Origin of the sequence: Pseudomonas sp. CFBP 8770, assembly GCF_014841705.1 — a bacterium.
Classification (GTDB): domain Bacteria; phylum Pseudomonadota; class Gammaproteobacteria; order Pseudomonadales; family Pseudomonadaceae; genus Aquipseudomonas.
Map to the genome: position 1 here is coordinate 234450 of NZ_JACYUL010000003.1, position 21117 is coordinate 255566.

A 21117-nucleotide genomic window follows, 5' to 3' on the forward strand; every position below is an offset into this window, starting at 1 on the left:
CAGGGAAAATGCAAGAACCAAACCAAGGCTCCGAAAAGAAGCGCGGATCCTGCAAATGGGTACCATTAGTGCCCCGCTGCACGAGAGCTGCGCTCTACGCAACGTTGCAGCGACCCAAAATGGCACGGCATGCCTGGCAATGACCAGCATAGCGCACCAAAAAAGTGCGGGAAGGTCTATATCGTTTTCGGCTGCCGCTGCTCAGTCGTCCTCGGGCTTGTCCTTGAGTGGACATTCCGGGCGTACACCGTAATCAGCACTTCGGCAGGGGTGAACCCGGCGTTTCTGAATCAGCGAGATGCGCTGCAAGTGGACCGGCTGGGCCGGCGTGCGCTCGATCACATGGTCGTCCTGATCGATGATCTCGGCGGCCAGGGAGTGGGTGCCGCGGTCGACATTGCTCAAGGCGAACACCGGACTGCGCCCCGGCGCCTGCGCCACTTCGCCGTCGAGCAGCAGGCGGTAGCGATGGTTCGGCTGCAAGGCCGGCTCACTGGTCAGGGTCACGATCAGGGAACCGTCTTCCTCACGCACGGCGGTGTCCGGCAGGGGGCCGAGGATGCGCAGCATCTGATAACGCATCGCTGCGGTTTTGTTCGGCACTGGCACCTTGCTGGTGCGCGGCGGCGTCACGGTAGCCGGGGCGCTGGGCGTGGCGCGTGCAGGCATCGGCACCCGTTCGGCGCCCTTGCGCGGTTGGTCGGTGAAGACCCGGTTGCCATTGGCGTCGACGTAGGTGTACACCGCGGCTTGCGCGGAGGCGGTGATCAATGCCAGCCAGAGCAGGGGCCAGTACCTCACGGCAGGTGAACCCGCTGCACCGTAAAGGTGACGGTGGCGCTTTCCTGGATGACCGCTTCCTGGCTGTCGACCACTTGCACCGCCAGGCCATGTTCGCCGCGATCGACATTCACCAGTTGCAGGCGCGGCACGTTGCTTGGCTGACCATAGGGCTCGCCGTCGAGTACCAGGCGCAGGCGATCGCCCGAACGCAGGCGTGGCACGATCGCCACGCCGACATCGAAGGTGCCGTTGTTGGCCCGTAGCGCTTCGTCGGTCGGCAGGCCGGTCAGTTCCAGTTGACTGTACTGGGTCTGCGGCACCTCGACGGTGGTGCTCGGCAGGGTGGTCGGCGCCGGCTTGCGCAGCGACTCGACGCTGTTGAGCGGCGGCAGCTCTACCGTCTGGCTGGCACGCCCCTGGGGCGGCTGGTTGCTGTAGGCGGTATTGCCCTCGGCGTCGGTGTACTTGTAGATCTGCGCCGCAGCGGGCAGCGCGCACAGCAGCAACAGGCAGGCTAGGGGTGAGCGCATGGAAACTTCTCTGAGTGGCGCTTGCATGGGGCCAGCATAGAGCAATTGAGGGGTCGCGTGCAGCGTCGCCACGCTGAGCGCAGAACGAAAAAAGGCCACCCGAGGGTGGCCTTTCTGTCACATCACAGGGATCAGACGCTGTAGTACAGGTCGTATTCCAGTGGGTGTACGAAGGTACGGACCTTGATTTCTTCTTCGCTCTTCAGGGCGATGAAGGCATCGATGAAGTCATCGCTGAACACGCCGCCCTTGGTCAGGAACGCACGGCCTTTGTCCAGCTCTTCCAGGGCTTCCTTCAAGCTGCCACAAACCTGCGGGATTTCCTTGGCCTCTTCGGGCGGCAGGTCGTACAGGTTCTTGTCGGCGGCATCGCCGGGGTGGATCTTGTTCTGGATGCCGTCCAGGCCAGCCATCAGCAAGGCCGCGAAAGCCAGGTACGGGTTGGCCGCCGGGTCTGGGAAGCGCGCTTCGATACGACGGCCTTTCGGGCTGTTGACGTAAGGAATACGGATGGAAGCCGAACGGTTGCGGGCCGAGTAGGCGAGCATGACCGGCGCTTCGAAACCTGGGACCAGACGCTTGTAGGAGTTGGTCGACGGGTTGGTGAAGCCGTTCAGCGCCTTGCCGTGCTTGATGATGCCGCCGATGAAGTACAGCGCGGTGTCGGACAGGCCGGCATAGCCTTCGCCAGCGAAGGTGTTCTTGCCATCCTTGGAGATCGACATGTGCACGTGCATGCCCGAGCCGTTGTCACCGTACAGTGGCTTGGGCATGAAGGTAGCGGTGCGGCCGTAGGCGTCGGCAACGTTGTGCACGACGTACTTCAGGGTCTGCACTTCGTCGGCCTTGGCGACCAGGGTGTTGAACTTGACGCCGATTTCGTTCTGGCCGGCAGTCGCCACTTCGTGGTGGTGAACTTCGACGACCTGACCCATCTCTTCCAGTGCGTTGCACATGGCGGTACGGATCTCGTGGTCATGGTCGACCGGTGGCACTGGGAAGTAGCCGCCCTTGACGCCTGGACGGTGGCCCTTGTTGCCGCCTTCGACGTCCTGGTCGGTCATCCAGGAAGCCTGTTCCGAGAAGATCTTGAACATGGAGCCGGAAATGTCGGACTTGAACTTCACTTCGTCGAAGATGAAGAACTCAGGCTCCGGACCGACGAACACGGTGTCGCCGATACCGGTCGACTTCAGGTATTCCTCGGCGCGATGGGCGATGGCGCGTGGGTCGCGATCGTAGCCCTGCATGGTGGACGGTTCGATGATGTCGCAGACCAGAATCAGGGTCGGCTCTTCGGTGAACGGGTCCAGCACGGCAGTGCTGTCGTCCGGAAGCAGGATCATGTCGGAGGCTTCGATGCCTTTCCAGCCTTCGATGGAGGAACCGTCGAACATCTTGCCGACTTCGAAGAAGTCGTCATCCAGAGCATCGCGCGCTGGCATGGTCACGTGCTGCTGCTTGCCTTTGGTATCAGTGAAGCGCAGATCAATCCACTTGACGTCATGATCTTTGATGAGTTGAACCGACTTCGACATGTTGTCCTCCGGGGTGGAATGGGGCCGATTGTGAAAGGGGGCCCCTAAATATGAGTGATGCCGGGCCCGATAGTCGGCCAAGGCAACCTGCCTCACAAGGGAGCAATTTGCATGCCAGTGCCCCGTGATGGGCGCAACGCTGATTCTCACTATCCGGATGTTCGAACACATTCCCTTGCAGCAGCGGCGCGAGCCGCGTCACGCTTCGTCCCCGGCATTATATAGGTATGAAGGCGGGACGCGGCGTGCGCCGCTGCTACGAAGGGTCGGGTTGAATAGGGGTGCGCTGGTTTGGTGCGAGGCCTTTTTGGGTGGTCCAGATTGGTGCGTTTGCCCGTTCGTACGATAACTGGTCAAACCTTGAGCAATTTCCGCTATAATCCGCGCCCCTCTTTTCAGGCTGGCATTTCGCGCGCTGTTTTCATGAAACTTATCGTAAAAGTCTTTCCAGAGATCACCATCAAGAGCCCGCCGGTGCGCAAGCGCTTCATCCGCCAGCTCGCCAAGAACATCCGCATGGTGCTCCGTGACCTGGACGCGCAGCTGATGGTCACTGGCGTGTGGGACAACCTTGAAGTCCAGACCAAGCTGACGGACGCCAAGGTATTGCGCGAGATGACCGAACGCCTGCGCTGCACGCCAGGTATCGCGCATTTCCTGCAAGTGGACGAATACCCGCTGGGCGACATGGATGACATCGTGGCCAAGTGCAAGACGCACTTCGGCCCGCTGCTGCCTGGAAAGATCTTTTCGGTGCGCGCCAAGCGTGCCGGCAAGCATGCCTTCAGCTCGATGGATGTGGAACGCACCGTCGGCAGCCAGTTGCGCCGCGAGTGTGGTGCTGCCGGCATCGACTTGAAAAAGCCCGACGTGGTGGTGCGCCTGGAAATCCGCGACCAGCGCCTGTTCGTCATTCATGACCAGCACGATGGCATGGGCGGCTATCCCTTGGGCGCTCTGGAGCAGACGCTGGTGTTGATGTCGGGCGGTTTCGACTCCACCGTCGCCGCCTACCAGATCATGCGCCGCGGCCTGATGACCCACTTCTGCTTCTTCAACCTGGGCGGTCGCGCCCATGAGTTGGGGGTGATGGAAGTCGCCCACTTTCTGTGGAAGAAGTACGGCAGTTCCCAGCGCGTGCTGTTCATCAGCGTGCCGTTCGAGGAAGTGCTGGGCGAGATTCTCGGCAAGGTCGACAACAGCCACATGGGCGTGATCCTCAAGCGCATGATGCTGCGGGCCGCCACGCGCCTGGCCGACCAGCTGAAGATTCCCGCGCTGGTCACGGGCGAAGCCATCTCGCAGGTGTCCAGTCAGACCCTGCCCAACCTGTCGGCGATCGACAGCGCGACCGACAAATTGGTACTGCGCCCGCTGCTGGCGAGCCACAAACAAGACATCATCGATCAAGCAGTTGAAATTGGGACTGCCGATTTTGCCAAACACATGCCAGAATATTGCGGCGTGATTTCGGTCAACCCGACCACCAGTGCAAAGCTGCCGCGCGTCGTCCATGAAGAGAAGTCTTTCGACATGGCCGTTCTTGAGCGAGCGCTGGAGCGCGCCAAGCTGGTGTCCATTGATGAAGTCATCGACCAGCTGGGCCAGGATATCGAGGTCGAAGAGGTCAGCGAGGCGCTGTCCGGACAGGTCGTCATCGATATCCGCCACCCCGATGCCCAGGAAGACCAGCCGCTGTCACTGGCCGGCATCGAGGTCAAGGCAATGCCTTTTTATGCCCTGAACAGCCGCTTCAAGGAACTGGACTTCACTCGCCAGTACTTGCTGTATTGCGACAGGGGCGTCATGAGCCGACTGCATGCTCACCATCTGTTGAGTGAGGGACATGCCAATGTGCGCGTTTATCGTCCGACATAGAGTCCCAGGGTTGAATGGTGGGAGTATCCGCCATCGCCCTCCCGACCCCCAGACAGCGTAGGAACTACTGCGCTAGGCAATGCTGCGTCAGAAACAGGCTCGGAATGTTCATTTACAACCAGTAAACTGTGCTTCCTCGCCTTGCCGTCGCTCGCTACGTTCCTACGCTGTCTGGCCCGGATAGCTTTTTGTTTAATATTCGCCACGTAGAATGCGCGGCAACCGAATCCTCTGATCGAGATACACAAGTGATCGAAAATCTACGCAACATCGCCATCATTGCTCACGTTGACCATGGCAAGACCACCCTGGTAGACAAACTCCTGCGTCAGTCCGGCACCCTGGAGCGCAACGAGCTCAACGACGAGCGCGTGATGGACTCCAACGACCAGGAAAAAGAGCGCGGCATCACCATTCTGGCCAAGAACACCGCCATCAACTGGAACGGCTACCACATCAACATCGTGGACACCCCGGGCCACGCCGACTTCGGTGGTGAAGTAGAGCGCGTGATGTCGATGGTCGACTCCGTGCTGCTGCTGGTCGACGCCCAGGACGGCCCTATGCCGCAAACCCGTTTCGTGACCAAGAAGGCGTTCGAAGCCGGCCTGCGTCCGATCGTCTGCATCAACAAGGTCGACCGTCCAGGCGCGCGTCCGGACTGGGTTCTGGACCAGATCTTCGACCTGTTCGACAACCTCGGTGCCACCGAAGAACAGCTGGACTTCAAAGTCGTCTACGCCTCGGCCCTGAACGGCATTGCCGGTCTGGAACACACCGACATGGCCGAAGACATGACCCCGCTGTACCAGTCGATCGTCGACAACGTACCGGCTCCGAAAGTTGACCGCGACGGCCCGTTCCAGATGCAGATCTCGGCACTGGACTACAACAGCTTCCTGGGCGTCATCGGTGTTGGCCGTATCGCTCGCGGCAGCGTCAAGCCGAACACCCCGGTGGTCGCCATCGGCGCCGACGGCAAGAAGCGCAACGGTCGTATCCTCAAGCTGATGGGTCACCACGGCCTGCACCGCATCGACGTCGAAGAAGCTTTCGCTGGCGACATCGTCTGCGTGAGCGGCATGGACTCGCTGTTCATCTCCGACACCCTGTGCCAGCCGGACAACGTCGAAGCGATGAAGCCGCTGACCGTCGACGAGCCAACCGTTTCCATGACCTTCCAGGTCAACGACTCGCCATTCTGCGGTAAAGAAGGCAAGTTCGTGACGTCCCGCAACATCAAGGAACGTCTGGACAAGGAGCTGCTGTACAACGTTGCACTGCGCGTCGAAGAAGGCGACTCGGCCGACAAGTTCAAGGTCTCCGGCCGTGGCGAGCTGCACCTTTCGGTACTGATCGAAACCATGCGTCGCGAAGGCTTCGAAATGGGTGTCGGTCGTCCTGAGGTGATCATCCGCGTCATCGACGGCGAGAAGCAGGAACCGTTCGAAAATGTCACCATCGACACCCCTGAGGAATCCCAGGGCAAGGTCATGGAAGAGATGGGCCTGCGTAAAGGCGACCTGACCAACATGGTGCCGGATGGCAAGGGCCGTGTTCGTCTGGAATACAACATCCCTGCTCGCGGTCTGATCGGTTTCCGTAACCAGTTCCTGACCCTGACCAACGGTGCTGGCATCCTTACCTCGATCTTCGATCGCTACGCTCCGATGAAGTCCGGCCACATGTCCGGCCGTCAGAACGGCGTACTGGTTTCGGTCGAAACCGGCAAGGCACTGACCTACTCGCTGGAAACCCTGCAGGCGCGCGGCAAGCTGTTCGTCGAGCACGGCCAGGAGATCTACAACGGTCAGATCGTCGGCTTGAACAGCCGCGACACCGACATGGGCGTAAACCCTACCAAGGGCAAGAAGCTGGACAACATGCGCGCGTCGGGCAAAGACGAAACCATCGCCCTGGTTCCACCTGTTCGCTTCACCCTGGAACAGGCTCTGGAATTCATCCAGGACGACGAGCTGTGCGAAGTCACGCCGAAGTCGATCCGTCTGCGCAAGAAGATCCTGGACGAAGGCGAGCGTACCCGCGCTGCCAAGAAAGCCAAGAACTGATTCGTAGTTCCGGTTGATTGAAAAAGCCCCCGGCGCGAAAGCGTCCGGGGGTTTTTTTATGATTGCTGTTAGGCGGGTCTGGCCGCCCGCATGCCTTCCATCGCTCCACCTCTCCAGTTTCCCCGGACCGAGCCGATAGCGCAGGCAATATCGATTCCCTCCGAAGGGGGCCCCGTGAGCCTGCTACCTACCAAGATCATGTCCCGCTTCAGCCTGGGCATCCTGTTCATCCTGCTGGTCACGGCGGTGGCTATCTACGCGGTCATGGTGCTCAGCGGCGAGCCCAAGCTGATCCAGTCCAACACCAAGAGCGCCGAGCAGTCGGCCACGGCCATTGCTCGGCAGCTGTCGATCGAGCTGGCCGAGATCGAGGGGCGCGTGGCCGCGCTGGCCAGCCTTGGCGCCACGCTGCCGGCCGACGTCGAGCTGGTGAAGAGCGCATTGGCACCGATCATCGATTCCCAGGGCGATGCTGCGATTGCCGGCGGTGGCCTGTGGCCCGAGCCCGATGCGTTCAGCGCAGGCGTGCCGCGGCGCAGTTTCTATTGGGCCCGCAGTGGGCAGGGCCTGGGTTATTCCGAGGAATACAATGCCGGCGCCGTCGATGACTATCACGCCGCCGACTGGTACGTGCAGGGCAAGGCATCCGCGCCTGGCCGCTGCGCGTGGTCGGATGCCTACGAGGATCCGGTCAGCAAGATCCTGATGACCACCTGTACCGTGCCCTACAGTCGTGAAGGACGTTTCGCCGGTGTGGCGACCATCGACCTGACACTCACGGGCCTGGCCAACTTCCTCAAGTCCAATGGGCAGGTCACCGGGGGTTATGCGTTCGCCATCGACCCCTCGGGCAAGGTCCTGTATTTTCCGACCACCAACGACAAGCCGGCACCTGCCGACGAGGCGGCGATGCTCGCCGCCTATCCCTGGTTCAAGGGCGTTGCCGATTGGCGCAGCAGCGGCCAGCGCGAAGCGCAGACGTTTCATGTCGATCAGGACGCGCAACTGGGTGGGGCGGGCTACATCAGCCTCACGCGGGTTCCGGCCAGTGGTTGGGTGGTGGGCCTGGCTACGCCGCAGGCACACATGACCGGCATTGCCAGCAAATTGACCGTCGATATCCTCACCACCTTGCTGCCGATCCTGGCGCTGGTGTTCGCTCTCGCCTGGCTGGCCGGGCGTGCGGTGTTCGGTCAGATCAACGAAACCACGGCGCAGATCGACAAGCTCGGTGAGCAGGGCGGTGGTGCCAGCGCCGAGCTGGACGTGGCTCGCGCGGACGAGATCGGCCTGCTGCGCGGGGCGGTCAACCGTTACGCCGGCAACCTGCGCAGCATGCTCAAGGCCATCGCCGATGAGGCGCTGCGCCTGCAGAAACAGTCCGATGACGTTGCTCGGTTGTCGGTGATCATGGCCGAACGCGCCGAAACCCAGCGTCAGGACAACACCTTGCTGGCCACGGCGATTACCGAGATGTCGTCCAGTGCCCAGGAGGTTGCCTCCAACACCACGGAGTGTTCCGACACCGCGCAGCTGTCGCTGTCGACCGCGCGCCAGAGTCAGGGGCATGTGCAGCAGAACAGCCAGACGATCAATTCCTTGACCGGTGATATCGCCAGCGTTGCGCAGGCGATTACCAGCCTGGGTCAGGACATCGAAAGTGTCAGCGGGGTGCTCGACGTGATCAAGTCGATTTCCGCGCAGACCAACCTGCTGGCGCTCAACGCCGCGATCGAAGCCGCTCGCGCCGGCGAGCAGGGACGAGGCTTTGCGGTGGTCGCCGACGAAGTGCGCACCCTGGCAGGGCGCACCCAGGCTTCGGCCGACGAGATCCAGCAGATGATCGGCGAGCTGCGCCAGGCATCGGTGAAGGCGGTCAATACCATGGTCGCGGGCGAGGACCGCACGCGGACCGTGGCGCAGCAAGCCGATGTGTTGAGCGCGTCGCTGGGCAGCACGGTGGTCGGTTTCGACGACATCGTCCAGCGCACCCAGCAGATTGCCGTGGCCGCGCAGGAACAGAGCCATGTCACTCAGGAGATCAACGAGCTGGCGGTGCGCATTCACGCGGCCAGCGAAGACGGCGCGCGTGATGCGTCGAGCCTGAGTGAACTGAGCCAAGGCATGCAGGCCCTGTCGACCCGCCTGGCAGGGCTGAGCCGACAGGGGTGACCGGCGGCAATTCGGCGGCGCTCCCTTCGCGGCCGATGACCGCTCCCACAAGGGGGAGGCGTGTGGCGATGTTCTGTGGGAGCGGTCATTGGCCGCGAAAGGGCGCTGCGGTGTGTCAGGCAGGCCGTGGTATGGCCTTCGCGGGCAGAGCCCGCTCCCACAAGGGTCGCAGGGGCACTGCTCAGCCTTGGCGTGACGGTGTGGCGATGTTCTGTGGGAGCGGTCATTGGCCGCGAAAGGGCGCTGCGGTGTGTCAGGCAGGCCGTGGTATGGCCTTCGCGGGCAGAGCCCGCTCCCACATGGCTAGCAGGGACGTTACTCAGCCTTGGCGCGACACTGGCTTGGGTTGGTAGGCACAGAAGCCTGGGCGTGGCCCGATCTTCGGGTGGTTGCGGCAGGTGTCCGGACGCTTTTCATAGATCGTGCACAGGCGGCTTTTCTTGTCCAGGTACAGGCAATCGTTGTTGCTCATGCGCGTCAGGGTGAAAATGCCCGACTTCTGGTTGAAGCGCTCGACGATGCCTTCCTTCTGCAATCGCTTGGCAACGTTCTTGGGGGGATCGCCTTTCTCGAACTCATCCACCACACCGATACGGATCAGGTCCTTGATCTTCACTTCCACCGGCAGCGTGCAGCAGGTCGAGATACAGGCGCCGCACATCGGCGCGGAATATTTCTGCCAGGTGTCCAGGCGGTCCACTTCGGCGGCGGCAATCAAAGAGCTTTTCATCGTCAGGTCATCAGGCAACGTGGATCAGGGCGCGCGATCATACCGGCATTGGTGAAAAAGTGAACAACCATCTGCCTGAAACCCTGCGAATCGTGCAAAGTTACGAACCTGAGCTTTCAGCGTGTGTCGAAGCGTCTAGGCTCAGGTATTCCATCTAGAATCGTCAATTTCCCCGAGGACGCATTGCATGTCTCAGGAACCGCTTGTCCGTGACGCCGAGGTGGCCGATTTCCGCGCTGCTGTACTCGCCAAACTCACCTACGCGGTGGGCAAGGACCCCGATCACGCATTCGACCATGACTGGTTCGAGGCCATTGCCCTGGCGGCGCGCGACCACATGGTCGAGCACTGGATGGATCACACCCGGCAGATCTACCGCAAGGGTCAGAAACGGGTCTATTACCTTTCACTGGAATTTCTCATCGGCCGGCTGCTCTACGACAGCCTGAGCAACCTCGGGTTGCTGGACATCGCTCGCGAAGCGTTGACCGACCTGGGCGTGGACCTGGAACGCATCCGTCTGCTCGAGCCCGATGCGGCGCTGGGCAATGGTGGCCTGGGCCGCCTGGCCGCCTGTTTCATGGAAAGCATGTCGACCCTGGGCGTCGCTGCCCACGGCTATGGCATCCGTTACGAACACGGCCTGTTCCGCCAGGCCATCGTCGATGGCTGGCAGCAGGAGCAGACGGAAAACTGGCTGAATTTCGGCAACCCCTGGGAGTTCGAGCGTCCTGAAGTGATCTACCCGATCAGCTTCGGCGGCCATGTGGAAACCGTCACCGACAGCGAAGGCCAGCAAAAGCAGGTGTGGTGGCCCAGCGAGACCGTTCGTGCGGTCGCCTACGACACGCCAGTGGTCGGCTGGCGCGGCTCGAGTGTCAACACGCTGCGCCTGTGGCGCGCGCGGGCACTGGAAGAGCTGCACCTGGAACGTTTCAACGCGGGCGACCACTTGGGCGCCGTGGCCGAAGTGGCACGCGCCGAGAGTATCTCGCGGGTCCTGTACCCCGCCGACAGCACCGAGGCGGGCCAGGAGTTGCGCCTGCGCCAGGAGTACTTCTTCGTTGCAGCCTCGCTGCAGGACCTGTTGCGTCGTCACCTCAATGGCAACGACAGCCTGCTCAACCTCTCCGACAAGGCCGCCATCCAGCTCAACGATACTCACCCCTCCATCGCAGTGGCGGAGCTGATGCGCCAGTTGGTCGACGAACACGGTCTGGCCTGGGACACGGCGTGGGAAATCACCGTCAACACCCTGGCCTACACCAACCACACGCTGTTGCCCGAAGCGCTGGAAACCTGGCCCGTGGGCTTGATGGAACGCATGCTGCCGCGGCACATGCAGATCATCTACCTGATCAACGCCTATCACATCGATTCGCTGCGTGCCAAAGGCCAGGACGACGTCGATGTTCTGCGCGCGGTATCGCTGATCGAGGAAGACAACGGCCGTCGCGTGCGCATGGGCAACCTGGCGTTCCTCGGCTCGCACAGTGTCAACGGCGTGTCGGGCCTGCACACCCAGTTGATGCGCAGCACGGTGTTCTCCGAGCTGCACAAGCTCTATCCCGACCGGATCAACAACAAGACCAACGGCATCACCTTCCGCCGCTGGCTGTACCAGTCCAACAGCGAGCTGACCGCCATGCTGGTCGACAAGCTCGGACCGCAATTGCTCGACAACCCGGAAGGGCTGCTGAAGAACCTCGAACCGTTTGCCGACCAGCCCGAGTTCCGCAAGGCGTTCGCTGCGCAACGGCTGAACAGCAAGAAAGCACTCGCGCGCATCATTCACGAGCGCGTGGGGGTAGCGGTCAATCCCGAGGCCATGTTCGACGTTCAGGTCAAGCGCATCCACGAGTACAAGCGGCAGTTGCTCAACCTGATGCACACCGTAGCGCTCTACCAGGCCATTCGCGCCGAGCCCGAGACGAACTGGGTGCCGCGGGTGAAGATCTTCGCCGGCAAGGCGGCGGCCAGCTATCACCAGGCCAAGCTGATCATCAAGCTGGCCAACGACATCGCTCGGGTTGTGAACAACGACCCGACCGTGCGCGGGCTGCTCAAGGTGGTGTTCCTGCCCAACTACAACGTCAGCCTGGCGGAAAGCATCATTCCGGCAGCGGATCTGTCCGAGCAGATTTCCACGGCCGGCTACGAAGCGTCGGGCACCAGCAACATGAAGTTCGGCCTCAATGGCGCCTTGACCATCGGCACGCTGGATGGCGCCAACGTCGAGATGTGCGAGTTCCTGGGCAAGGAGAACATGTTCATCTTCGGCATGACTGCAGCGCAGGTGGAAGAGCGCAAGCATGCCGGGGGCTACAGCGCTCATGGCGACGTCGCAGCCTCCCATCGGTTGAACGATGTGCTGCAGGCCATCCGGGGTGGGGTGTTCTCGCCGGATGATCCATCGCGCTATGTGGGGTTGGTCGATTCGCTGACCAATTACGACCGCTTCCTGCTGTGCGCCGATTTCGACGCGTACTGGGATGCGCAGCGCAAGGTCGAAGATACCTGGCACGACGCCGACAAATGGTGGCGCATGGCGGTATTGAACACGGCACGCATGGGCTGGTTCTCATCCGACCGAACCATCCGCGAGTATGCGCAGGATATCTGGCAGGCGTTGGAGTAAAGCCCGATACCGCGCATGCCCTTCGCGGCCACAGACCGCTCCCACAGATGTTTTGTGTTCCTCCCGTAGGAGCGGTCATCGGCCGCGAAGAACGCGCCGCGGTGTATCTGGTAACCCGCGTCGGCCTTTTCGCGGCCACAGACCGCTCCCACGGAATTTTGTGTTCCTCCTGTAGGAGCGGTCATTGGCCGCGAAGGGCGCGCCGCATGCTCAGCGGCGAACTATATTCCCTGATAGCGATCTGATGGCTGCCGCGGCGTGGCTAGCGCTCGCTAGGTTTGTCCGCACCCGTGTAAACTGTGCGGGCTTTCCCCAACCCCTTTTCTACTCCGGAGTCGTCCATGTCCCGCGTTACCCTGAGTCGCTACTTGATCGAGCAGACCCGCAGCAACAACACGCCGGCCGATCTGCGCTTCCTGATCGAAGTGGTGGCGCGCGCGTGCAAAGAGATCAGCCATGCGGTGTCCAAGGGCGCCCTGGGTGGCGTGCTTGGCAGCATGGGCACCGAAAACGTCCAAGGTGAAGTGCAGAAGAAGCTGGACGTGCTGTCCAACGACATCCTGCTCGAAGCCAACGAATGGGGCGGTCACCTGGCCGGCATGGCGTCCGAAGAAATGGACAACGCCTACCAGATTCCCGGCCAGTACCCCAAGGGTGCCTACCTGCTGGTGTTCGACCCCCTCGACGGCTCTTCCAATATCGACGTCAACGTTTCGGTCGGCACCATCTTCTCGGTACTGCGCTGCCCTACCGAGCACTTGAGCCAGAACGACAGCCTGAAGGAACAAGCCTTCCTGCAGCCAGGCACCGAGCAGGTCGCTGCCGGTTACGCCATCTATGGCCCGCAGACCATGCTCATCCTGACCCTGGGCAACGGCGTCAAGGGTTTCACCCTGGATCGCGAAATGGGCAGCTTCGTGCTGACCCACGAGAACATCCAGATTCCGGAAACCACCGCCGAGTTCGCCATCAACATGTCCAACAAGCGTCACTGGGAAGCCCCGGTGACCAAGTACGTGGACGAGCTGCTGGCCGGTGAAGAAGGCCCGTTGAAGAAGAACTACAACATGCGCTGGATCGCTTCCATGGTCGCCGACGTGCACCGTATCCTGACCCGCGGTGGCTTGTTCATGTACCCGCGCGACAGCCGCGAACCAGAGAAGCCGGGCAAGCTGCGCCTGATGTACGAAGCCAACCCGATGTCGTTCCTGGTAGAACAGGCCGGTGGCGCTTCGACCGATGGCCGCCAGCGCATCATGGACATCAAGCCTGAGGGCCTGCACCAGCGTGTAGCCGTGTTCCTGGGCTCCAAGCAGGAAGTCGAGCGCGTCACCGGTTACCACACCGAGTAAACGCCGCACGACCGCATTGAAGCCGGGCGCTGGTGCAGGGCCTGGCGGATTCTTCTGTAGCAGCGGCGCGAGCCGCGTCGGCGGTGCATGCGGTGGAGTTGAATCATTGCTGTGCCCCTGACGCGGCTTGCGCCGCTGCTACAGGTAACGTGTTGACCCGGTTTGCGCCGCTGCTACAGGGGCCGCGTTGAAGACGGGCGCTGGTGCATGGGGTACGTCTGGCCCACCGCGGCAAGCGCACCGTTGCCAATTGGAACCCGCGCCGTTTGCGCTCTTCTAAGCAGCACACCCCCTGTGTCTGCCGTTCAAGGAGAGCCCCCATGTCGTTGCGCACGTTCGCCTTGCTGCCTTTGTGCCTGTCGCTGATGATCGCTGGCTGCAGCAACTCCCCCGACGCCAGCATGGCGCCACGCACCGTCGACAGCGTAGACCTGCAGCGCTACCAGGGCACCTGGTACGAAGTGGCCAGGCTGCCCATGTTCTTCCAGCGCAACTGCGCCCAATCCGAAGCCCATTACACCCTGCAGGCCGACGGCAACATCGGCGTGCTCAACCGCTGCCGCACCGAGGCTGGCAAGTGGCAGGAAGCCAACGGCAGCGCTTCGCCGCAGGTCCCCGGCAAGACCGACAAGCTGTGGGTAGTGTTCGACAACTGGTTCTCCAGAATGGCCCCTGACTTGGCCAAGGGCGATTACTGGGTACTGGACGTGGACGACGGCTACCAGCACGCACTGGTCGGCAGCCCGAACCGCAAGTACCTGTGGCTGCTGTCGCGTACACCCCAGGTTTCCACCGCAGTGCGCGAGCGGATGCTGGCTAAAGCACGTCAGCAGGGCTATGACACCACGCGCCTGATCTGGCGCGCGGCGGATGCCGATATCGGCAAGTGATGGCGCATCCCGGCTCGCGCTTGGCCCGTGCAGAGTTGTCCGGGCGCGAGTCGCGTTACTGCCCAGGCGCGAGTCGCGTTACAATGTCACTCGCTGTGCCCCACGAATCAATCAAGGAACTCCCGTGCCGACTCCGCCCGTTGTCCCTGCGCTGGCTGCCCAGATGGGCGAAAGTCCGGCGCCCTTGTATGCCCGCGTCAAACAGATGATCGCGGTGCAGATCCTCAACGGTACCTGGCCACCGCACTACCGGGTGCCCTCTGAAAGCGAGCTGGTCAACCAGTTGGGCTTCAGCCGCATGACCATCAACCGCGCCTTGCGCGAGTTGACGGCCGAAGGCCTGTTGGTGCGCATGCAGGGCGTGGGGACTTTCGTGGCCGAGCCGAAAAGCCAGTCGGCGTTGTTCGAAGTGCACAACGTTGCCGACGAGATTGCCGCCCGCGGCCATCGTCACAGCAGCCGCCTGGTGCTGCTGGAAGAAGAGGCGGCCGGCGCGGAACGTGCGCTGATCCTGAGCATGCGCGAAGGCCAGCGTGTGTTTCATTCGATCATCGTCCACTACGAAAACGACATCCCGGTGCAGATCGAGGACCGCTACGTCAACGCCCAGATCGCCCCGCAATACCTGCAGCAGGACTTCGTCGAAGAGACGCCGTATGCCTACCTGACCCGCGTGGCGCCGCTGACCGCCGGCGAGCACTTGGTGGAAGCCATGCTGGCCAACCCCAGCGAGTGCGAACTGCTGCAGATCGAGCGCGGCGAACCCTGCCTGCTGATCTTGCGGCGCACCTGGTCGGGCAAGACGCCGGTCACGGCGGCGCGCTTGATCCACCCCGGTTCGCGCCATCGGCTGGAAGGGCGCTTCACCAAATAGGCCTGCTTGCGGCACAAATACGCCAATCTGCCACACGTCGCGCAGAACAATGGCTCATCGCGCGGTCACAGCCATAGACCGCCGTGACCCATGGCCCATGTGGAGCAGGACCCGATGAAACTGAACAAGACCCTCCTGGCAACGACCCTTTCCCTGGGCTTGCTGGCCGCTGCCGGTAACAGCCAAGCCGCCGGGTGGTGCGAATCGGGCAAACCGGTGAAATTCGCCGGCCTGAACTGGGAGAGCGGCATGCTGCTCACCGACCTGCTGCAGTTCGTGCTGGAACACGGCTACGACTGCAAGACCGACAGCCTGCCAGGCAACTCCATCACGATGGAGAGCGCCCTGGGCAGCAACGACATCCAGGTGTTCGCCGAGGAATGGGTCGGTCGCAGCGAGGTCTGGAACAAGGCCGAACAAGCGGGCAAGGTGGTGGGTGTGGGCGCGCCGATCACCGGCGCCGTGGAAGGCTGGTACGTGCCGCGCTATGTGATCGAAGGCGACGCCAAGCGCGGCCTCGACGCCAAGGCGCCCGACCTCAAAGCCATTGCCGACCTGGGCAAATACGCCCAGGTGTTCAAGGATCAGGAAGAACCGAACAAGGGTCGTTTCTACAATTGCCCGGCCGGCTGGACCTGCGAGCTGGAAAACAGCGAAATGCTGAAAAGCTATGGCCTGCTGGACAGCTACACCAATTTCCGTCCAGGCACAGGGCCCGCCCTCGATGCGGCGGTACTGTCGAGCTACAAACGTGGCGAACCGATCCTGTTCTATTACTGGTCACCGACCCCTCTGCTGGGCCAGGTCGACGTCGTCAAGCTGGCGGAAAAACCCGGTGTGGACAAGACCATCAGCATCAAGGTCGGCCTGTCCAAGGCCTTTCACGACGGTGCACCGGAATTGCTCGGCGTGTTCGAAAAGGTCAACCTGCCTATCGACCTGCTCAACCAGAACCTGGCGCGCATGAGTCGCGAGCGCATCGAGTCGCCCAAGCTGGCTCGCCTGTTCCTCAAGGAGCATCCGGACGTCTGGAAGCCATGGGTCAGCGAAGCGGCCGCCATCAAGATCGAAGCCGCGCTTTGACCTGGTCTTTGGTATCGACAAAGCCCCCAGCATCGAGAACGCCCCATGTTTCCTGAAAGCTTCACTTTTTCCATCGCCAACTGGGTCAATGACGGCGTCGATGCGCTGGTGACCCGCTACGGAGATGTCTTCCGGCAGATTTCCGACACCTTGCTGTGGGCCATCGTCAACCTGGAAAGCCTGCTGCGCATGACGCCCTGGTGGTTGATGCTGGCGATTGTCGGCGGCATCGCCTGGCATGCATCGCGCAAGTGGCTGACCACTCTGGTCATCGTCGGCCTGTTGTTTCTGGTCGGCGCGGTGGGGCTGTGGGACAAGCTCATGCAGACCCTGGCATTGATGCTGGTTGCCACGCTGATTTCCGTGGTGATCGCCATTCCCCTGGGCATTCTCGCCGCGCGCAGCAACCGGCTGCGTGCAGTGCTGATGCCGCTGCTCGACATCATGCAAACCATGCCCAGCTTCGTGTACCTGATCCCGGTACTGATGCTGTTTGGTCTGGGCAAGGTGCCGGCCATCTTCGCCACGGTGATCTACGCGGCGCCTCCACTGATACGCCTGACCGACCTGGGCATTCGCCAGGTCGATCGCGAGGTCATGGAAGCGATCAACGCCTTCGGTGCCAACCGCTGGCAGCAACTGTTCGGTGTGCAACTGCCGCTGGCCCTGCCGAGCATCATGGCCGGTATCAACCAGACCACCATGATGGCGTTGTCGATGGTGGTGATTGCCTCGATGATCGGTGCCCGCGGCCTGGGCGAAGACGTACTGGTGGGCATCCAGACCTTGAACGTGGGCAAGGGGCTCGAGGCCGGGTTGGCAATCGTCATTCTGGCGGTCGTGATCGACCGCATCACCCAGGCCTATGGTCGCCCACGTCACGAGGCAGGCCGATGAACGCGCCGAAGATCGAAGTGCGCAATGTCTACAAGGTGTTCGGCAAGCGCGAGAAAGAAGCGCTCGCGCTGAGTCAGCAAGGGCAAAGCAAGGAGCAGGTGCTGGCCGCTACCGGCTGCGTGGTCGGGGTCGACGACCTGTCGTTGTCGATCGCCGCAGGTGAGGTGTTCGTCATCATGGGGTTGTCCGGTTCGGGCAAGTCGACCCTGGTGCGGCATTTCAACCGGCTGGTAGATCCTTCCAGTGGCCAGATACTGGTGGATGGCGAGGATATCTTGCATTACGACATGCCGGCGCTGCGCGCATTTCGCCGACGCAAGGTCAGCATGGTGTTCCAGAGCTTCGGCCTGTTGCCGCACAAAAGCGTGCTGGACAACGTCGCCTATGGCCTCAAGGTGCGAGGCGAGAGCAAGGCGCTGTGTGAGGAGCGCGCGCAGCACTGGGTCGAAGCGGTGGGCCTCAACGGCTACGAACGTGCCTACCCGCAGCAGCTCTCCGGCGGCATGCGCCAGCGCGTGGGCCTGGCGCGGGCGCTGGCGGCGGATACCGACATCATTCTCATGGACGAGGCGTTCAGTGCCCTGGATCCCTTGATCCGCGCGGAAATGCAGGACCAGCTGCTGGAACTGCAGACCCGCCTGCACAAGACCATCGTGTTCATCACCCACGATCTGGACGAAGCGCTTCGCCTGGGCAACCGGATTGCCATCCTCAAGGATGGACGCCTGATCCAGGCCGGTACCGCCAGGGAAATCCTGCACAATCCGGCCGACGACTATGTCGACCGGTTCGTCCAGCGGCGCAGCGTCGCGATCTGAAGCGCCGAGCGGCGTGTTTTCGGAAACGTCCGACAGACGTTTCTGAATAACAGGCCTTTCAGACTTTTCTGATTGTGGTCCCGCAACACCCTGCCTAGCGTGCAGGCATTCGCCTCGAACAAGGAATGCCTGCATGCCCGTCACCAAGCACTATCTCAGCCATGAAGCGATACACAAGGCGCTGCGCATTGCCGACCTGACCGACGCTTGCGAGCCGCCCCATGCCGTGCGCCTGCTGGTCAGGGACCTGCTCGCCGGCCTGGTGCGACGAGGCTGGCCCCTGGCCGAGGTGCACAAGGGACCGCGGATCATCTCTGCCGTGGAAAACTTCCAGCTGTGCGGCGACGATCCCCAGGTGATGGATGAAGTAGGCAACCACAGCTGCTGGGTCGATGACGAACTGCTGCTGCGCACCCAGACCAGCAGCGCGATCATCACCGGCCTGCAAGCGGCGGCAGCACGTCGGGCACCGGGCGAAACCATCATGCTCGCCGCACCGGGCATCACCTTTCGTCGCGATATCCGTGATCGCTGGCATTGCGCCGAGCCGCACCAGATGGACATCTGGGTACTGGGCGACGCCGAACTGGGCAATCGTCAGGAACTGCTGCGGCTGGTCGGTGATGTACTGGACATCGCCGTGCCGGGGCGAGTGTGGGGGCACAGCTGCGGAGCCTGCGGATTTACCCGCGATGGCCTCAACGTCAGTCTGGTGACCCGCCAGGCACCGGTGGACATCCTCGCCTGCGGCTGCATCTGCCCGGCGTTCCTGCAGCGTCTGGATGTCGATCCGCAGGCCCATGGCGGATTGGTCCTGCGCCTGGGGCTGGATCGCCTGGCGATGCTGCGCAAAGGTGTTCCGGACATCCGCCTGCTGCGCGATGGCCATCCCCAGGTGCAGGCGCAGATGGGCGACCTCAAGGCCTGGCAACCGCTGTACCGCCAGCCGGCGATCAGCCGTGACCTGTCGTTGGCGGTGGCACCGGGGTTGGGCATCGAGGACATCACCGAGCAGGTCCTGCAGGTGGCCGGCTACCGCGCCAGCTGGATCGAGGAGCTGCACATACGCGGCTGCTGGCCGTTCGAGGAATTGCCTTCGCTGACCATCAAGCGCCTGGGCATCGTTCGCGGCCAGCACAACCTGGTGCTGCAGGTGGTGCTGCGCGACCACGCCCAATCCCTGACTGCACAGCAGGCCGACGGTCTGTACCGCGACATCCGCACGGCCCTGCACCAGGGCGTGCCGGGTGGCGCCTATCTGGTAGGGGAGCGCTTGTGAAACCCTGCAATGGATAGGGAGAATGCGCCGAGCGGTCATTCGGGTTTATGATGGCCAAAGGCAGAGACCCAACATCCAACGGAGCGCACGATGCAAACCTTGTACCCGCAGATCAAACCCTACGCCAGGCATGATCTGGCCGTGGAAGAGCCGCACGTGCTGTATGTCGACGAAAGCGGCTCGCCCAAGGGCTTGCCGGTGCTGTTCATCCACGGCGGCCCGGGTTCCGGGTGCGACGCGCAGAGCCGTTGCTACTTCGATCCCAACGTCTATCGCATCGTGACCTTCGACCAGCGCGGCTGCGGCCGTTCCACGCCCCATGCCAGCATCGAGAACAACACCACCTGGCGGCTGGTGGCAGACATGGAGCGCATTCGCGAACATCTGGGCATCGACAAGTGGGTGCTGTTCGGCGGTTCCTGGGGCTCCACGCTGGCCCTGGCCTATGCCCAGACCCATCCCGAGCGGGTGCATGGCCTGATCCTGCGCGGCATTTTCCTCTGCCGCCCACAGGAAATCGAATGGTTCTACCAGGCCGGCGCCAGCCGTCTGTTCCCCGACTATTGGCAGGACTACATCGCGCCGATACCGCTCGATGAGCGCGGCAACCTGTTGCAGGCCTTCCACAAGCGTCTTACCGGCAACGACCAGATTGCCCAGATGCACGCGGCCAAGGCCTGGTCCACCTGGGAAGGGCGTACCGCGACCCTGCGGCCCAATCCGCTGGTGGTCGATCGCTTCTCCGAGCCGCAGCGTGCGTTGTCGATCGCACGCATCGAAACCCACTACTTCGTCAACAATGCCTTCCTCAAGCCGGACCAGTTGATCCGCGACATGCCCCGTATCGCTCACCTGCCGGCGGTCATCGTGCACGGCCGCTACGACGTGATCTGCCCGCTGGACAACGCCTGGGCGCTGCATCAGGCCTGGCCCAACAGCGAACTGCAGGTCATTCGCGACGCCGGCCACGCCGCTTCGGAGCCGGGCATTACCGACGCCCTGGTGCGCGCCGCCGAGCAGATGGCGCGGCGCCTGCTGGACTTGCCCCTGGAAGAGGCGTGAAGGGGCTGCTGCAGCGGGTCAGCCAGGCCCGCGTCGAGGTGGCCGGGCAAACCATCGGGGCGATCGACCAGGGGCTGCTGGTGCTGGTGGCGGTCGAGCCGGACGACACGGCCGCCAGCGCCGACAAGCTCTTGCACAAGCTGCTCAACTATCGAGTATTCAGCGATGAGCAGGGCAAGATGAACCTGTCGCTGAAGGATGTGGGCGGCGGCCTGCTGCTGGTGTCGCAATTCACCTTGGCGGCGGACACCCGCAGCGGTCTGCGCGCAGGCTTCTCCACTGCGGCCGTGCCAGCCCTGGCGCAGGCGCTGTTCGAGCACCTCGTCGAGGCTGCAAAAAAAGCGCATCCACAGGTTCAGGTCGGGCAATTCGGTGCCGATATGCAGGTAAGCCTGACCAACGATGGGCCTGTAACCTTCTTGTTACAAATTTAGTGGCCTATTGCTGGCGAGTTTGCGGTCGTCGACTGCTCTTCACTGCATAAATACTTGAGCTACCCTGATGCGTTGTGACGCGACGTACTA

General features: G+C 62.4%; 17 protein-coding genes. 13 read left to right on the forward strand and 4 right to left on the reverse strand.

All coding sequences use genetic code 11. The features are described from left to right. Window positions 1-201: 201 nt before the first annotated feature. The 3 genes from IFT98_RS08400 to glnA form a co-directional block, all read right to left on the reverse strand. The gene (locus IFT98_RS08400) at window positions 202-801 is read right to left on the reverse strand and encodes a DUF4124 domain-containing protein (RefSeq protein WP_192048036.1); all 600 of its coding nucleotides are present in this window, start codon (window positions 799-801) and stop codon (window positions 202-204) included. Further along, the gene (locus tag IFT98_RS08405; RefSeq protein WP_192048037.1) at window positions 798-1313 is read right to left on the reverse strand and encodes a DUF4124 domain-containing protein; all 516 of its coding nucleotides are present in this window, start codon (window positions 1311-1313) and stop codon (window positions 798-800) included. The genes IFT98_RS08400 and IFT98_RS08405 overlap by 4 nt, the downstream gene beginning before the upstream one ends. Window positions 1314-1444: 131 nt before the next feature. Continuing rightward, window positions 1445-2851, reverse strand: coding sequence for a glutamate--ammonia ligase (gene glnA, locus IFT98_RS08410; RefSeq protein WP_122480480.1), 1407 nt, complete (start codon window positions 2849-2851; stop codon window positions 1445-1447). Between the two features lie 423 nt (window positions 2852-3274). Here glnA and thiI point away from each other — a divergent pair, with 423 nt between their 5' ends. From thiI to IFT98_RS08425, 3 genes are all read left to right on the forward strand, one after another. Beyond that, window positions 3275-4729 (forward strand): tRNA uracil 4-sulfurtransferase ThiI, encoded by a 1455-nt coding sequence (gene thiI, locus IFT98_RS08415; protein ID WP_192048038.1) that lies wholly within the window; start codon window positions 3275-3277, stop codon window positions 4727-4729. A gap of 248 nt (window positions 4730-4977) precedes the next feature. Continuing rightward, complete coding sequence (gene typA, locus IFT98_RS08420; RefSeq protein WP_122480478.1) at window positions 4978-6798, forward strand: translational GTPase TypA; 1821 nt, start codon at window positions 4978-4980, stop codon at window positions 6796-6798. 174 nt (window positions 6799-6972) lie between these two features. Next, window positions 6973-8970 carry a methyl-accepting chemotaxis protein gene (locus IFT98_RS08425; protein ID WP_192048039.1) on the forward strand — a complete coding sequence of 666 codons (1998 nt, stop codon included), beginning with the start codon at window positions 6973-6975 and terminating at the stop codon, window positions 8968-8970. A 319-nt stretch (window positions 8971-9289) separates the two neighbouring features. On the opposite strand, the gene IFT98_RS08430 is transcribed toward IFT98_RS08425, so the two are convergent. Further along, a complete protein-coding gene (locus tag IFT98_RS08430) occupies window positions 9290-9700 on the reverse strand; it encodes a YkgJ family cysteine cluster protein (protein WP_122480476.1) in 411 nt (136 codons plus the stop codon). Between the two features lie 187 nt (window positions 9701-9887). Between IFT98_RS08430 and IFT98_RS08435 the strand changes: the two genes are divergently transcribed. The 10 genes from IFT98_RS08435 (at window position 9888) to dtd (ending at window position 21027) form a co-directional block, all read left to right on the forward strand. Next, on the forward strand, window positions 9888-12338 hold the full coding sequence (locus tag IFT98_RS08435) for a glycogen/starch/alpha-glucan phosphorylase (protein ID WP_192048040.1): 2451 nt from the start codon (window positions 9888-9890) through the stop codon (window positions 12336-12338). 341 nt (window positions 12339-12679) lie between these two features. Further along, complete coding sequence (locus IFT98_RS08440) at window positions 12680-13690, forward strand: class 1 fructose-bisphosphatase (protein ID WP_122714533.1); 1011 nt, start codon at window positions 12680-12682, stop codon at window positions 13688-13690. Window positions 13691-14055: 365 nt separating this feature from the next. Then, complete coding sequence (locus IFT98_RS08445; protein WP_446730823.1) at window positions 14056-14580, forward strand: lipocalin family protein; 525 nt, start codon at window positions 14056-14058, stop codon at window positions 14578-14580. A 163-nt stretch (window positions 14581-14743) separates the two neighbouring features. Then, window positions 14744-15454, forward strand: coding sequence for a histidine utilization repressor (gene hutC, locus IFT98_RS08450; RefSeq protein WP_192048256.1), 711 nt, complete (start codon window positions 14744-14746; stop codon window positions 15452-15454). 114 nt (window positions 15455-15568) lie between these two features. After that, window positions 15569-16537 (forward strand): ABC transporter substrate-binding protein, encoded by a 969-nt coding sequence (locus tag IFT98_RS08455; protein WP_192048042.1) that lies wholly within the window; start codon window positions 15569-15571, stop codon window positions 16535-16537. Window positions 16538-16582: 45 nt separating this feature from the next. Continuing rightward, entirely contained in the window at window positions 16583-17434 is an 852-nt protein-coding gene (locus IFT98_RS08460) for an ABC transporter permease (RefSeq protein ID WP_192048043.1), read from the forward strand. Then, complete coding sequence (locus tag IFT98_RS08465) at window positions 17431-18252, forward strand: quaternary amine ABC transporter ATP-binding protein (protein ID WP_192048044.1); 822 nt, start codon at window positions 17431-17433, stop codon at window positions 18250-18252. The genes IFT98_RS08460 and IFT98_RS08465 overlap by 4 nt, the downstream gene beginning before the upstream one ends. A 133-nt stretch (window positions 18253-18385) precedes the next feature. Further along, window positions 18386-19531 carry a PheS-related mystery ligase SrmL gene (gene srmL / locus IFT98_RS08470; RefSeq protein WP_192048045.1) on the forward strand — a complete coding sequence of 382 codons (1146 nt, stop codon included), beginning with the start codon at window positions 18386-18388 and terminating at the stop codon, window positions 19529-19531. Between the two features lie 90 nt (window positions 19532-19621). Then, window positions 19622-20593 carry a prolyl aminopeptidase gene (pip, locus tag IFT98_RS08475; RefSeq protein ID WP_192048046.1) on the forward strand — a complete coding sequence of 324 codons (972 nt, stop codon included), beginning with the start codon at window positions 19622-19624 and terminating at the stop codon, window positions 20591-20593. Continuing rightward, window positions 20590-21027: a D-aminoacyl-tRNA deacylase gene (gene dtd, locus IFT98_RS08480; RefSeq protein WP_192048047.1), complete on the forward strand. Its 438-nt coding sequence runs from the start codon at window positions 20590-20592 to the stop codon at window positions 21025-21027. The genes pip and dtd overlap by 4 nt, the downstream gene beginning before the upstream one ends. Window positions 21028-21117 lie beyond the last annotated feature (90 nt).

Bases quoted from the DNA above. Each gene is read 5' to 3' on its own strand.
- IFT98_RS08445 (WP_446730823.1), top strand. From the start codon at position 14,056: ATGATCGCTGGCTGCAGCAACTCCCCCGACGCCAGCATGGCGCCACGC.
- IFT98_RS08465 (WP_192048044.1), top strand. From the start codon at position 17,431: ATGAACGCGCCGAAGATCGAAGTGCGCAATGTCTACAAGGTGTTCGGC.
- IFT98_RS08430 (WP_122480476.1), bottom strand. From the start codon at position 9,700: ATGAAAAGCTCTTTGATTGCCGCCGCCGAAGTGGACCGCCTGGACACC.
- IFT98_RS08440 (WP_122714533.1), top strand. From the start codon at position 12,680: ATGTCCCGCGTTACCCTGAGTCGCTACTTGATCGAGCAGACCCGCAGC.
- srmL (WP_192048045.1), top strand. From the start codon at position 18,386: ATGCCCGTCACCAAGCACTATCTCAGCCATGAAGCGATACACAAGGCG.
- pip (WP_192048046.1), top strand. From the start codon at position 19,622: ATGCAAACCTTGTACCCGCAGATCAAACCCTACGCCAGGCATGATCTG.
- IFT98_RS08435 (WP_192048040.1), top strand. From the start codon at position 9,888: ATGTCTCAGGAACCGCTTGTCCGTGACGCCGAGGTGGCCGATTTCCGC.
- IFT98_RS08455 (WP_192048042.1), top strand. From the start codon at position 15,569: ATGAAACTGAACAAGACCCTCCTGGCAACGACCCTTTCCCTGGGCTTG.
- IFT98_RS08460 (WP_192048043.1), top strand. From the start codon at position 16,583: ATGTTTCCTGAAAGCTTCACTTTTTCCATCGCCAACTGGGTCAATGAC.
- thiI (WP_192048038.1), top strand. From the start codon at position 3,275: ATGAAACTTATCGTAAAAGTCTTTCCAGAGATCACCATCAAGAGCCCG.
- glnA (WP_122480480.1), bottom strand. From the start codon at position 2,851: ATGTCGAAGTCGGTTCAACTCATCAAAGATCATGACGTCAAGTGGATT.
- hutC (WP_192048256.1), top strand. From the start codon at position 14,744: ATGGGCGAAAGTCCGGCGCCCTTGTATGCCCGCGTCAAACAGATGATC.
- IFT98_RS08405 (WP_192048037.1), bottom strand. From the start codon at position 1,313: ATGCGCTCACCCCTAGCCTGCCTGTTGCTGCTGTGCGCGCTGCCCGCT.